The sequence below is a fragment of the Flavonifractor sp. An92 genome (genome assembly GCF_002159175.1).
Lineage (GTDB): Bacteria > Bacillota > Clostridia > Oscillospirales > Oscillospiraceae > Pseudoflavonifractor_A.
In genome coordinates, this window is sequence record NZ_NFGZ01000006.1 from 50,200 (window position 1) to 63,398 (window position 13,199).

The 13,199-nt window shown below is 61.1% G+C and carries 13 protein-coding genes; 3 read left to right on the forward strand and 10 right to left on the reverse strand.

Annotation, left to right across the window (positions count from 1 at the left end; genetic code table 11):
- The first annotated feature begins 95 nt into the window (after window positions 1–95).
- The gene (locus B5G43_RS06155) at window positions 96–530 is read left to right on the forward strand and encodes a MarR family transcriptional regulator (RefSeq protein ID WP_242960484.1); all 435 of its coding nucleotides are present in this window, start codon (window positions 96–98) and stop codon (window positions 528–530) included.
- A 95-nt stretch (window positions 531–625) separates the two neighbouring features.
- Here the strand turns inward: B5G43_RS06155 and B5G43_RS06160 are convergent, their stop codons facing one another.
- The 6 genes from B5G43_RS06160 to B5G43_RS06185 all read right to left on the reverse strand — a co-directional run bounded on the left by B5G43_RS06160 (window position 626) and on the right by B5G43_RS06185 (window position 7,037).
- A complete protein-coding gene (locus B5G43_RS06160; protein ID WP_087259597.1) occupies window positions 626–1,714 on the reverse strand; it encodes a 2-hydroxyacyl-CoA dehydratase family protein in 1,089 nt (362 codons plus the stop codon).
- On the reverse strand, window positions 1,707–2,897 hold the full coding sequence (locus tag B5G43_RS06165; RefSeq protein WP_158097371.1) for a double-cubane-cluster-containing anaerobic reductase: 1,191 nt from the start codon (window positions 2,895–2,897) through the stop codon (window positions 1,707–1,709). Before B5G43_RS06165 ends, B5G43_RS06160 begins: the two co-directional genes overlap by 8 nt.
- Window positions 2,898–3,099: 202 nt before the next feature.
- A complete protein-coding gene (locus tag B5G43_RS06170) occupies window positions 3,100–3,948 on the reverse strand; it encodes an SAM-dependent chlorinase/fluorinase (protein WP_087259599.1) in 849 nt (282 codons plus the stop codon).
- Between the two features lie 15 nt (window positions 3,949–3,963).
- The gene (locus tag B5G43_RS06175) at window positions 3,964–4,800 is read right to left on the reverse strand and encodes an SAM-dependent chlorinase/fluorinase (protein ID WP_087259600.1); all 837 of its coding nucleotides are present in this window, start codon (window positions 4,798–4,800) and stop codon (window positions 3,964–3,966) included.
- Between the two features lie 53 nt (window positions 4,801–4,853).
- On the reverse strand, window positions 4,854–6,215 hold the full coding sequence (locus B5G43_RS06180) for an MFS transporter (protein ID WP_087259601.1): 1,362 nt from the start codon (window positions 6,213–6,215) through the stop codon (window positions 4,854–4,856).
- A gap of 45 nt (window positions 6,216–6,260) precedes the next feature.
- A complete protein-coding gene (locus B5G43_RS06185; protein WP_087259602.1) occupies window positions 6,261–7,037 on the reverse strand; it encodes a GNAT family N-acetyltransferase in 777 nt (258 codons plus the stop codon).
- A gap of 219 nt (window positions 7,038–7,256) precedes the next feature.
- Here B5G43_RS06185 and B5G43_RS06190 point away from each other — a divergent pair, with 219 nt between their 5' ends.
- A complete protein-coding gene (locus B5G43_RS06190) occupies window positions 7,257–7,976 on the forward strand; it encodes a GntR family transcriptional regulator (protein WP_087259603.1) in 720 nt (239 codons plus the stop codon).
- A 119-nt stretch (window positions 7,977–8,095) separates the two neighbouring features.
- Here the strand turns inward: B5G43_RS06190 and B5G43_RS06195 are convergent, their stop codons facing one another.
- On the reverse strand, window positions 8,096–9,016 hold the full coding sequence (locus B5G43_RS06195) for an AraC family transcriptional regulator (protein ID WP_087259604.1): 921 nt from the start codon (window positions 9,014–9,016) through the stop codon (window positions 8,096–8,098).
- Window positions 9,017–9,051: 35 nt separating this feature from the next.
- Here B5G43_RS06195 and B5G43_RS06200 point away from each other — a divergent pair, with 35 nt between their 5' ends.
- Window positions 9,052–10,401 carry an MATE family efflux transporter gene (locus B5G43_RS06200; RefSeq protein WP_087259605.1) on the forward strand — a complete coding sequence of 450 codons (1,350 nt, stop codon included), beginning with the start codon at window positions 9,052–9,054 and terminating at the stop codon, window positions 10,399–10,401.
- A gap of 8 nt (window positions 10,402–10,409) precedes the next feature.
- On the opposite strand, the gene B5G43_RS06205 is transcribed toward B5G43_RS06200, so the two are convergent.
- Genes B5G43_RS06205 through B5G43_RS17295 form a run of 3 tightly spaced genes read right to left on the reverse strand, consistent with a single transcriptional unit; the run spans window position 10,410 to window position 13,189 of the window.
- Complete coding sequence (locus tag B5G43_RS06205; protein ID WP_087259606.1) at window positions 10,410–11,930, reverse strand: AAA family ATPase; 1,521 nt, start codon at window positions 11,928–11,930, stop codon at window positions 10,410–10,412.
- Window positions 11,927–12,394 carry a hypothetical protein gene (locus B5G43_RS06210; protein WP_087259607.1) on the reverse strand — a complete coding sequence of 156 codons (468 nt, stop codon included), beginning with the start codon at window positions 12,392–12,394 and terminating at the stop codon, window positions 11,927–11,929. The genes B5G43_RS06205 and B5G43_RS06210 overlap by 4 nt, the downstream gene beginning before the upstream one ends.
- 9 nt (window positions 12,395–12,403) lie before the next feature.
- Window positions 12,404–13,189 (reverse strand): leucine-rich repeat domain-containing protein, encoded by a 786-nt coding sequence (locus B5G43_RS17295; RefSeq protein ID WP_087259608.1) that lies wholly within the window; start codon window positions 13,187–13,189, stop codon window positions 12,404–12,406.
- Between the last annotated feature and the right edge of the window lie 10 nt (window positions 13,190–13,199).

Consider the following 13,199-nt stretch of genomic DNA (forward strand, 5'->3'; position numbering starts at 1 on the left):
CCGTCAACAACTTGTTGCATCTGCCACCAGATGGCATTTGCAAAAGTCGGGCCTCTGCACTATAATGGTCTCAGCACACAAAGGAGGCTCGGGCCGTGGAACATACTATGGACAGCGCCTTGAAGGCCATTTCCATCCTGCACCGAAAATCGCACATCTGGCTCAACAACAGCTGTGCCCAATATGGCCTGACCGCGGCACAGGCGGTGGTCATCTGCATCGTCTGCGACTATCACGCCCTGACCCAGGACGAGATCACCAAGCGGCTGGGCCTCGATAAGAGCGTCATCGCCAAGACCGTCACCAAGCTGGAGGAGACGGGATTCCTCATGCGCACCACCAACGCCCGGGACAAGCGGACCTATGACATCCGCCCCACCGACCGCGCTCTGGAGGTACACCCCTTTGTCCGGGAACAGATGGACGTATGCTTCCAGCGCATGACCCAGCAGATGACCGAAGATCAGCGGGCGGAATTCCGGCAGCTTCTGAAGCTGGCGGCGGAGACCACCCTGGCTCAGGAGGACTAAGTCCCCCCTCCCGCGCCCGGAATACACAGAATAAGCCCCCGGTCCACCAAGTGGACCGGGGGCTCTCTATTCTCCTTCTCCCATTTCAGGAGCCGTCACAGCATTTCAAGAAACGCGGCGATGCGGGTCTTGAGCTGGCCGACATCCGAGTCGCCGGCGCTGGTCTCCACCGCCATGTAGGGCAGATCGTGCTGCCGGCAGAAGCGGCTCAGCTTGTCCCGCTCCACCGTGTAGGCGTGGCAGGTCTGCAAGGTGAGGTCCAGGATCCCATCCACGCGGTATTCCTCCGCCAGGCGCAGCAAAAGGGCAAAGCGCAGATCATTGGGGGCCATGATGGCACAGGCCGTGTTTCGGTAGCACTCGGCCAGGGCACCCACAAGATCCTCCGCCTCGGTGTCCGTATGGCGCACGCTGGACTTGGCCAGCTCACAGTTCTCAAAGCAGACCACCACGCCGTCGTTTTCCTCCACGGCCTGAAGGACCTTGCGGTATACGCCGCCCAGAGGGCAGCCGGTGAGCAGGATGCGTTTCGCGTCGGCAGGCACCGTGTGCTCCGCCGATGCCAGCCGCTCCCGCTGCTGCCGGTAGGCCGCGGTCCGCTCCTCGCAGGTGGGGTTGGCCTGGGCGGTGCGCCAGGCCTCGTAGAGCTGCGCGCCCCACACGGCCGGCGGCTCCGCCTTCTGGAGCGCCATCAGCTCCATGACGCTCTCCCGCTCGGCATTGGCCTGCCGGGCCGCCTCCCGCAGCCCCTCCTCCGTGACCTGGGCGCCAAAACGGTCTTGGAGCATGCGGATCAGGTAGCCCAGCTCCGAGCGGATCAGAGGCGCCACATACGCCCGGTCGCTCCCCTGGGCCACCTGATAGTACCAGAGCTTCTCCTGAGGGGTGATGAGCTCGTACATCTTTTTCTTGCCGTCACAGGAGCTCTCAGTGAGGATGAGATCCACGTCCTTCAGCACGGGGTCTTCACAGATGCTGTAACACTCCTTCACGACGGGGCAGAGGTTGCCAGGCAGTGCCCGGGGCGAGATATCCGCCACATCCTCCAGATGGGTCAGACGGATCACGGCGAAGCCGGCCGCGGTCAGTACTTCCTCCGGCACATGGGAACAGAAGTGGACCGCCACCCGCTGCCCCCGCTGATGGCACCGGTCGATGATCTGCTTCAGCTGCTGCTTATCCATAGAGCGCCTCCTCCTTTTTCTTGCGGATCATCTCCAGATAGGCCTCGATACGGGTGCGGATCTGCCCCTCGTCTCCGGGTGTGAAGTCCGTCTCGATGTGAAGGAGGGGAATGCCTTTGCGCTGACAGACCCGGCGGATGTTCTCGGTCTCGATGGCGAAGGGGTTGCAGGAGTGCAGCGTCAGGCTGACTACGCCGTCGGCCTTCCACTCATCGATGGTATCGGCCACCTGCTCCATACGACGGGTATTGGGAGATACCACGGCGCAGGGCACCTCGATGTATTTTTCCGCGATGCGGACGATGGGATCCCGGCTGCGGTCCTCAGACACCAGGCGGCGGCGGGAGGAAATGCCGCTGCACCCCTCATAGCAGACGATGGCGCCGCCCAGTTCCTCCAGCACATTGACGGTCTTTTCCGCCACGCCGCCCAGGCCCGCACCGGAAATGATGATACGGGGGCGGCAGGGGTCCGGGGCGAAGGGCCCCTGCCCGGCGTGCCAGTCGGCCTCGCACTGGTCCAGGATCTCCTTCAGCTTCTCATATTTCCGATGCCGGTCAAAGATGTACTGCTCTCCCTCCATCACGTCCCGCATATGCGTGCCGGTGATGGCCGGAGGATCGTATTTGCCCAGTTCGTAAATGCGGGCGGCCTGGACCCGCTCCTTGTTGCACCACTCGATGGCCTCGTTCAGCTTGTCCTCAGTGATCTCCTCGCCGGTGAATTCTTCCAGTCCCCGGGTAAAGGCCCGCAGCTCGGTGATCCACATGTCCAGGGAGCGCTCATAGTCGGGCAGGTTGGGCAGATGGATGACCTGCATGGGTTTGAGCTCCCCCAGCAGCTCATACATTTTCTTTTTCCCGTCACAGGTGGTCTCTCCCACCACGATGTCGGAGAAATATGCGTACGGGCAGCTGTCCTCCAGGGCATGCCCATAGCTGGCCTTGATGAGGGGGCAGAGATTGGCGGGCAGGCGGGTCTCGGCCGTCTTGATGGGTGCGGCGCTCTTGCCGCACAGGCCCACCGAATAGAGCCCGGCCGCCAGGATGATCTCGGCGGGGGTGTACTGGCAGAACGTGCCGCACACCTTTTTACCGCTCTCCTTCAGCTCCTTGACGGCCAGAAAGCCCTGCTGCCGCGCCTCGGCAAACTCGGAAAAATGTTCGGGCAATGAGATCGACATGCGCATTTCCTCCTTGAAATCCGTTTGTGCTGGAAAAGGAAAAATCGTAGTTCGTGCCGTTGCGTTTTTATTCTACTCTTGTGCCAAACCCATTGCAAGCTTTGACTGAACTTCTGCGTTTGATGAGGCCGCACGGTCTATGCAAGAAAGCGCCTCCCCGCTGAACGGGGAGGCGCTTTGTTCCTGTGGTATGAACTGCCGCTTACCAGCGGATCTCCAGGTCGTAGACGCTGCCGCCCTGGATCGCGTAGGTGCGGCAGAAATTCCCCTGGTTGAGGGCGATCCCCAGGAAGGAGTTCATCTCCTGATAGAGGATGGGCGCGCCCACGGGGACGAAGCCGAAGGCCTTGTGGTACACCATATCGGCCTCATAGGCCACCGCGCCGTCCAGCGTCAGGCACACATGCACCTTCTGACCGAAGGAAATTCCGGTCTCCACGAAGGCGCGGTTGGGGATGTTGGTGGCCAGGATGCCGAAGCCGTTCTCATGGTTGCCGCTGGTGCCGAAGGCCACGCCCCGCACCACGCCGTCGCCCACCTCGTGGGGGTAGAGCTTATGCCGCACGATCTCCTCCACCGGATAGGCGGGGCCCACCTCCTCAAAGGTGATGATCCCGGCGGCCAGCTTGGCCGCGCAGTAGGCGAACATATCCCGGCCGTGGAAGATATTCACGAACTCCGCGCCGTGGTAGTAGTGCCGGCTCTCATCGATCTGCCGGACTTCCTCGATGCCGTAGAATTCCTGGACCATGGTCAGGGTCCCGTTGTCCGGGGTCACGATGTAGTAGCCGTTTTTGGTCTTGGCCACACAGGCGCGGCGGTCAGTGCCCACACCGGGGTCCACCACCGACACGAACACCGTCCCCTCCGGCCAGCAGGGGATGGTGTATTGCAGATACTCCGACGCGGCGGTAATGTCGAAGGGCGGGACCAGATGGGTCAGGTCGTGGATCTCCAAGGTGGGGTCCACCCGCTTGCACACTCCGTGCATGGACGCGACCAGGCCGCTGTCGATGCCGAAATCAGACTGCATAACCACACAGTGCTTCATGATCTGGGTCCCTCCTTACCGCTTGCGGAAGCAGATCGTCCAGTCCGGTCCGCTGCCGATGTCATATTCCACCGAAATGTTGCGCAGGTTCTTGGCGATCTGAAGATGCTTGCTCTCGCTGATCATGACCAGGGGCTCTCCCTCCGGGACATATCCGAAGCTGGGCACATAGGCCATCTCCGCCCGGTACACCTCCCGGTCCCGGCAGCAGACGACGCACTCCACCCGGTCGCCGTGGCGGACCTGGATCTGCTCAAACATGGCATAGGGGATGTTGGAATCCACCAGGCCGAAATTGCGCGCGGAGCTCTCGATCATGCCACGGACGGTGTCCCCTTCCACCCGGGGCTCCACCATCTCATGCTCCACGATCTCCTCCACCGGGTAGGCCGGTCCCACCCCGGCATAGTCGATGATGCCGGCGGCCAGCTTGGCGGCGCAGTAGGCGAACAGATCCCGGCCGTGGAAGATCTGCACCTCGCGGGTAGTCTCCAGGCGGTTTTTGGTCTCGTCGATGACACGGACCGTCTCGATCCCCACGAATTTCTTCAGATGGGTCAGGGTGCCGTTGTCCGGGGTGACCACATAGGAGCCGTTCTTCAGCTTAGCCACACAGGCCCGGCGGTCGGTGCCCACGCCGGGGTCCACCACCGACACGAAGATGGTGCCGGCCGGCCAGAAGGGGACCACATAGTTCAGGCTGATGGAGGCCTGATAGGTGTTGAAGGGCTCGATGTCGTGGCAGCAGTCAAAGGTGCGCAGGGTGGGGTCGATGGACTGGATGACGCCGTCCATGGTACAGGTCGCCATTCCCTTGGTAAAATCGGTCTGCATCACAATGGCAGGTTTCATAAAAGGTACCTCCTTCAGTTGGTTCGGGTACAGAACAGATGACTTGATCTTATTTACTCTTTGCCGCTGCGGATGGCCTCCAGCCGCTCCCGGGTCAGGGGGGAGAGCAGCAGGACCAGGCCGGCGATGAGCATGAACACGCCGGGCAGGATGGTGTAGAGCGATTCAATGGTCCCCAGCGCCTGCTCGGTCTGCTGCGCCGCGTCGGCCAGGAAGCCGCTCCCGTCCAGCAGAAGGCCGAACACCAGCGACGCCACCGCGCCGCCCAGCTTGAGGAGGAAGGAGTAGTAAGACATGATGATTCCGTCCTTGCGCTTGTGGGACTTGGCCTCCTCCGCGTCCGCCACGTCGTAGAGGAAATTGAAGATGAACATCCAGTAGGCGGCCGGCCCGATGCTCAGGAGCAGCATATAGATGGTGGCGGCGGTCAGGCTCCCGATCCCCACCAGCTTGGCCAAAATCATCACTGCGCCGCTGAAGCCCATGCAGGCCACGTAGACGTACTTTTTATCAAAGATCTGGGCGGCCTTCATCAGGAACGGCACCGCCACGATGGAGGTGGCCGTCTGCACGGTGAACAGGACGGAGGCCTGCACCTCGGTGACGCCCAGGCAATAGGTGGTGTAGTAGAGCACGCTGGAATTGAACAGGGCCATATAGACATTGGTACATAGCGCCGCCACGATCACCACGAGATAGGGCCGGTAGCTCATGACCTCCCGGATCTCCTGCCAGAGCGCCCCGATGCTGAAGGTCTTGGTGGCAGGCCCCTCCTCCACGGGCTCCAGGCCGTAGGTGCTGCGCCAGACGATGAAGATGGTGACCATCACGATCACCGCGATGCCCATGGCCATGTACAGCCAGGCCGTATCGGTGGCCACGCCCCGCTCCACCAGCTTGCCCACAAAGAAGGTGGACAGAGAGCTGGCGCAGAAGGTACCCAGGAAGCCGGTCACCTGACGGATGCCGGAGATCTTGGTGCGGGCATAGTCGTCCTGCTCGATCACCGCGCCCATGGAGTAGTAGGGGATGTTCCAGATGGTGTACGCCGTCCAGAACACCAGAACGATAAAACCGTAGTAGAGGTTCTTGATGTTGGGGGCAAAGTCCACGTTGAGGAACAGCAGCACAATGGATGCGCCCAGCGGGATGATGGACGCCCCCACAAAGGCGCGGCGCTTTCCGTGCTTGGCCCGGCACACGTCCATGCACATGCCGCAGATGGGGTCGGTGATGGCGTCCCAGACGATGGCGATGGACAGGATCGCGCCGGAGACTTTTGGGGAAATGCCGGCCACGGTCGTCAGGAAGAAGGACAGGAAGGTAAAGATGAAGCCGTATGCAGCATAATCGCCCAGTGCGCCGATGGAATAGCCGAACATTTTGCGAAGGGGCAACGTCTGATTTTGTTTCATGATCGTTCTCTCTCCTCATCAAGGTGATAGTATGGGATGCTGGCCCTATTCAGATACCGAGAACACCCCCCACTTTCCGATCTCCCGGAAGCCCAGGGCTTCAAACAGAGAGTGCTCGCCGGCGCAGTCGCTGAACACGTGGGGCTGACGGCCCTCCCGCGCCATACACCGGCACAGGGTGGACGTCAGCGCCGTCCCCAGTCCCCTCGCCTGATACTCCGGCGCCACGGCCAGTCCGCCCAGCATACAGGCTCCGGCGGTCTGGGCAGCGCTGTTGATGTGGGCGATGATCTTCCCATCGTCCTCACAGTAGAGGTGGACTCCCTCACCGCTGGCGATCCGGTTGGAGATCATATCTTTCTCTCCATAGAGCGCCTGGAAGCCGGGAACGGTCATCAAAAAGGCGTGGAGCCGGTCCACATCCCGCTCTGTGGCCACCTGGACTGGAAGGGCCTCCTCCTGCCCCGTCCAGCTCCTGGGCAGCGCCAGCAGCCGTTTTTCCTGATAGACGCCCAGGTCACCCAGATACTCCCCCGCCCGGCGGACCAGAGAGGCCTCGCCCATGATGGTGCGCACACCGGACGTCACCCAGTCGTGCAGCGCCGTCCGGTCCGGCGTCTCCCCGCTCAACAGCAGGTTCCCGTAATAGCGCAGGCATACGCCCCGGATCCCTCCATCCGGGTTGGTCAGCCGAAAGACCTGTTGATTCGGATGGGAGAATCCATAGAGCTGGATGTCCGACAGCAGAAAGATGTTGAAGTGGATCTTTCGGCTGAGATAGGCCACCAGCTCGGCCCGGTGCTGTTCCTGACAGCGGATCATCCTTTCACCGCCCCCTATCTTGTTGAACAAGTTTTATCTTGTTTAATAATATACAAGCTCCTCTCTCCCCTGTCAATCCCTTTTGTGCAGAGATGTGGCATCTTTTCAAAATCAACTTGTTGCACAAGATGCACCTCCTCCCTTGCCATTGTTCACGGGGGGTGTTATACTAAATCCAAGTACAGCCAATCGAGGTTCTGCCTGGAAGAGGAGGAACACATGCAAAAGCGCCTGGCACACAGCAAAATCCCCACCTATGTGGGAATTTACAACTCCCTTTACGCGGATATCACCAGCGGTGTCTACCCGGAAAACGAAAGCCTGCCCGGAGAGGTGGCTCTGGCAGAGAAATACAACGTCAGCCGCAATACCCTGCGCCAGGCCCTGGCGATCCTGTGTGAGGATGGCCTGATCGTGCGGGCACAGGGCCGCGGCACCATCGTGGCCCCCCGGAAGGAGACCCCCATCGGCGGAAAATTGCTCAATCCCATGACCCATTTCGCCAAGGAAAAGGTGGACAGTGTGGAGATCCAGTACAACTACGGCCCTCCCACCGACATCGCCCGGGTCAATCTGAAGCTGGAAAAGGGGGACCTCGTTCTGGCCAGCGACGCCCTCTATCATCAGAATGAGACCATCATCGGCTACTCCTTCACCCAGATCCCCACCGCACTCTTCAATGAGCTGGATGTGGACATCACCCGGGAGGACGCCGTGGAGCAGCTGGTCACACAGCTGATCTTCGAGCACGCCCAATTCTGGCATGCAACGGTGAAGCTGGTCTACGCCAACGAGATGGAGGCCTCCCACCTCCAGATCCCGGAGGGCACGCCGCTGCTGCTGCTGGAGGCCCTCTTGTACGACGGGGGCTGCGCGCCGTTTGCGCGGGCTAAGTTTTATTTCCGCCCGGAGTACTACCGCCTTCAGTTCAAGCTCTGATCCCAATAAAACCAATCAGCCGCCCGCGGAAGTTTCCGCGGGCGGCTGATTATTTCAGGTCAATATCCGGCTGATTTTTCGCAACATCCGTCTTTCCGCCGGAGGCTGCATCGCCTATACTATTCCCCGTTCCGGGCAGAACATGGCGGCGCGTCATCGGAGGGGCACAGCCCTTTTCGGAACTGGCTGGGCGTACAGTGCATGCGCCGGGCGAAGGCCGCCGAGAATCGCCCCGGATTCCCAAAGCCGACCAGATAGGCCACCTCGGTAATGGAGTACGCCTCCTCCTGGAGCAGCCGCACGCCCTGGGTGACCCGATAGTCCTCCAGGTACTGGAAAATAGTCTTTCCCGTCATACTCTTGAAGAGCCGGCAGCACCCTTCACGGGACAGCCCTGTCTGCGCGGCCAGCTGGGCCAGGGAGAGCGGTTCCGCATAGCGCTCGTGGAGGAGATCCAATAGGCTCCCCAGTCTGGAAAGCGCCTGTGTCTCCACAGGTCTGGCCGATGCCAGCTGCTCTCGGCGGCCAGACAGCAGTTCAAAAAACAGCGTACACAGCAGCCCCTTGATTTGCAGCTCATAGCCGAAGGGGGCCTTTTCATACACCGCGTCAATCTCCTCCATGCGCACCACGCCCTCCGCGGGCAGCGGTAGGCCGGCCAGCTCTGCTGCATTCAGGTAGGGGCACAGCAGCTTCTGATAGACGGCGCTGGAGGGCGAATCATACAGAAGGGATGGATGGAAGATCGTGGTGAGGAGCACCGGCTCCCCGCTTCCCCGGTTCCGAATGGAATGCGGGACCCGGGAATTGATCACAAGCCCCTCCCCCGCGTTCAGCTCGAAGGTCTGGTCCTTCAGCTGGCAGCAGACCGCCCCCTGGACCACCACGGGGATCTCCAGCTCTTCGTGCCAATGGCATCGGATGGCGTGCTCATCGAAATCATCCAGCACATCATGGTTGATCTCCAGCGGGAACTGAGGGGTGCCGTGCTCGGAAAGCTCCCGCTGTTTCTGATCGACCTGGATCTGAATGGACCGCATCGCCAACACCCTTTCCAAAAGGAGGTTTTTTCATTATGACACAGGACCTGACAAAAGGAAAGCCTTTTCCCACCATCCTGACCTTTTCCCTGCCGGTCATTGGCGGAAATCTGTTTCAGCTGTTCTACACACTGGCCGATTCCGTCATCGTGGGCCAGGCTCTGGGGCCGGATGCGCTGGCTGCGGTCGGAAGCACCGGTATCATCCTCTATCTGGTCCTGTGCTTCATCCAGGGGGTAACCGGGGGCTTCGGCATCTGCCTTGGATACCAGTGCGGCCAGCGCAACGAGGCCGGTATGCGAGAGAGCATCGCCGCCTCTCTGTGGCTATGCCTGCTCTGTACGGTGTGCATCACTGTGCCGTGCTGCATGCTGGCCCGGCGCATCCTGGTCTGGATGAACACACCGGAGCAGATTTTCTCCATGGCCTACGACTATATGTTTGTGGTGCTGCTGGGCTCGGGCGCCGCCATCTTTTACAACCTGATCTCCAATCTGCTCCGGGCTCTGGGAGACAGCCGCACGCCTCTGATCTTCCTGGTGTTCTCCTCCATACTGAACGTTCTTCTGGACATCGTGTTCATTGTGGCGCTGGGCATGGGAGTGGCGGGAGCCGCCTGGGCCACCGTTCTGAGCCAGCTGCTCTCAGCGGTACTCAGCTCAGCGGCGGGAGCGCGGCACTTTGCGGTGCTGCGCCTGCGCCGGTCCGATCTGCGCTGCTCCCGGCGGGTGCTTCTGCGCCACCTGAAGCTGGGCTTTCCCATGGGCTTTCAGATGTCGGTGATGTGCATCGGTCAGCTGGCCATGCAGAACGCCGTCAACGCGCTGGGGTCGTCCGCCATCGCGGGCTACACGGCCGCCACCAAGGTGGACCAAGTCTCTGTACTGGTGGACAATGCCATGGGTGTCTCCATCTCCAACTATGTGGCTCAGAATCACGGCGCCGGACAGGTCGGACGCATTCGCTCCGGAGTCTGGGCCTGCCTGCTTCAGACCAGCGTGCTCAATTTGGTCCTGTGCGTGGGCATCCTGCTCTGCCGGCCTCTGGTCGTGCCGCTGTTCGTCAGCCAGGCAACGGCCGACATCTGCATGTATTCGGACCAGTATCTGCTGGCGGTGGCGCCCTTTTACCTGGTTCTTGGGGTGCTGATGACCTATCGCTCCTCCATCCAAAGCATGGGCAACGGACTGGCGCCCTTCCTGGCCTGCATCACGGAGCTTGTACTGCGGGTGGGGGCCACGGTGCTGCTGGGGGCACGGATCGGCTATCCAGGTATCTGTCTGGCCACTCCTCTGGCCTGGTGCGGCGCATCGCTGCTGTTGGTGCCAGTCTATTTCCAGACCATGCGCCGCATGCAGCGCGAGGGCCTGCTCCACCGCGCCTGAGCGAAGAATCACTCGGTTTCGTCGTCCAGGTCCAGGCGCTCCAGCTCGGTGATGATGTCCTGCTGCCGCTCGTAGAAGAGCAGCTCCTTGTTGTGGACGAAATACTCCGGGCAGCCGTAGCGGGCGATGAACTTGGCCGCGTGGGGGTGGATGGTCAGCTCCGTCACCAGGATCAGCATCTCCTGGCCCTCGGCAAAGACCTCCTCACAGAAACGGAACACGTTGGCAAGCTTCTTCCGGGCCGCCTGGGCGTTATCGCCCAGAGCCATCACCCGGGCGTCAAAGTCGGCCTTGGCCAGCTGGAAGGCCTTCGCGCCGTTGCTCTCCCGCTGCAGCAGTTCCTCCAGGTGCTCCAGCGCCTGAAGGAGCTGCATCTTCTGCCGCCCCTCCTCCGCCGAGAGGCTGCCCGCCTTCCGGCTGCTGGCCAGGCGCTTGCGCTGCTCCTCCGCCATGCGGCCCATCTGCTCCGCCGGGGAGAGGGTGGGATGGGCGGTCAGGTTGGTGCGGAACTGTTTCAGGACGGCCATCAGGTCGAAGGCCACGGCCTCCTCCTCCATGACCTCCTTGAGGCTCCCGGTGACCGCGTCCAGGATAAGGCCCAGCAGGGCCAGCCGCTCGTCGAATTTGGCGGCCTGCGCCCGCTCCTTGATACTCTTGCTGGCCTTGCCCGCCAGAATGGCGTCCACCTGGTAGTCGCTGCGGTACTTGTTGAAGAGGTCGTAGTAAATGGCAAAATCCTTGGCGATCTTGGGATTCTGGAGGTACTGCCCCACCAGCTTCTCGTCCACCTTCAGGTCGTGTTTTTCATAAACCTGGATCATCCGGGACAGGTCGTCCCAGCCCCGGGCGGTGACGAAGCGCTTGCCGTCCACCGTGGACTCGATCTTGTAAAAATCCGCCTTCTTGATCTCCAGATAGGTCAGCACCGCCGGGTGGACCCCCTTCTGGTAGGCGTACTCCTTCCACACGTCGAAGTCCGGCTCCACGTCGATGCGCTTGAGCCGGTCCCAGGTGACGATGTCGAACTCCCGCACCGAGTTGTTGTACTCCGGCGGGTTGCCCGCCGTCACCACGATCCAGCCGTCGGGGACCCGGTGGCGGCCAAAGACCTTGTACTGCAGAAACTGGAGCATCACCGGGGAAAGCGTCTCGGAGACGCAGTTGATCTCGTCCAGGAAGAGGATGCCCTCCTGAATGCCCGTCTCCTCCATCATGTCGTAGACCGAGGAGATGATCTCGCTCATGGTGTACTCCGACACGTCACACTCGTAGCCGCCATAGTTTTTGTGGACGATAAAGGGCAGGCCCAGGGCGCTCTGGCGGGTGTGGTGGGTCATGGAGTAGGAGATGAGGCCCACCCCCATCTCGGCGGCCACCTGCTCCATGATGGCCGTCTTGCCGATGCCCGGAGGGCCCATGAGAAACACCGGGCGCTGCTTCTCCGGCGGGATCTCGTAGCCGAACTCGTCCTTGGAAAAATACGCCGTCATGGCGTTCTTGATCTGCTCTTTTGCCTCTTTGATGTTCATGGTTTTCTCCCTCTCCGCCGTTTTGTCTCCTGCTCCATCCATGCCAGAACGGAGCGGAGATTTGCATAGTAGTCCTCGTCTGCCCCCCGGCTCTTGCGCTCCAGAAGCGGCCCGATCCGCCGGTGCAGCGTGGGTCCGTCCAGATAGCCGTGGGCCAGCTCATACATGGTGTTCCGGTCGTAGATGCGCTGATTGACCCCCACACAGAAGTGCTCGATGCGGGCCAGACAGCCGCTGAGCTCCTTATATGCCCCGGGGCGTGGGTCCTGAGCGATTTCCCGCACAGCCGCCGGGGTATACTGATTCAGCCGGTCGAAGGCCTGCTCCTGGAGGACCTGGAAGGCGTCCAGCGTGGCTTGCCTGCGGTCGTGGATCACATTTCTCCAATAGGTGGCCGCCGAGAAGAGTGCCGCCGCCACCGATACCGCCAGGGTGACCAGGTCCAGAATCGAAATATGCTCCATCCCGCCGCCTCACTCCGCCACAAAGGGGATATTGCACTTCTTGGCGTACTGCTCGGCATAGGGCCCCGCCGGGGCGTGGATGGTGAGTTTTTTACACTTCTCGAAGGCAGACACGCTGATCTCGGTCACACCCGCCGGGATCGTCACGCTGGTCAGACCCGTGCAGTCCGCAAAAGTACCCCCGCCGATCTCGGTCACACCATCCGGGATTGTCACGCTGGTCAGACCCGTGCAGTGCCAGAAAGCAGCACAGCCAATTTCCGTCACACCCGCTGGGATGGTGATGCTCGTCAGGCCTTTGCAGCCACGGAAGGCTTCCTCGCCGATCTTCGTCACGCTGTCTGGGATCGTGACGCTGGTCAGGTTCCCCATGGCAAATATCACACAATGCCGTTTTTCGGAAATCATCAGGCCGTTTTCCACAGAAAATTGCCTATTTCCCGGTGCGATCTCGATCTGTGTCAAATCCATACAGCCAGAGAATACGCCCTCGCCGATCTTGGTCACCCTCTCCGGGATGGTCACGCTGGTCAACCCCGTGCAGCCGGAGAAAGCCCACTCGCCGATCTCGGTCACGCCTTCCGAAATCGTCACACGGGTCAGACCCATGCAGTCATAGAAGGCATAATCGCCGATCATGGTCACACCCGCCGGGATCGTCACACGGGTCAGACCCCTGCAGCCAAAGAAGGCCCGTTCCCCGATCTCGGTCACACCTTCCAGGATCACCACATCCCCGCCGGGTCCGGTGTAGTTCTTCAAAACACCGTTCTCAATTACAAAATCCCGCTCCATAAAAAATCTC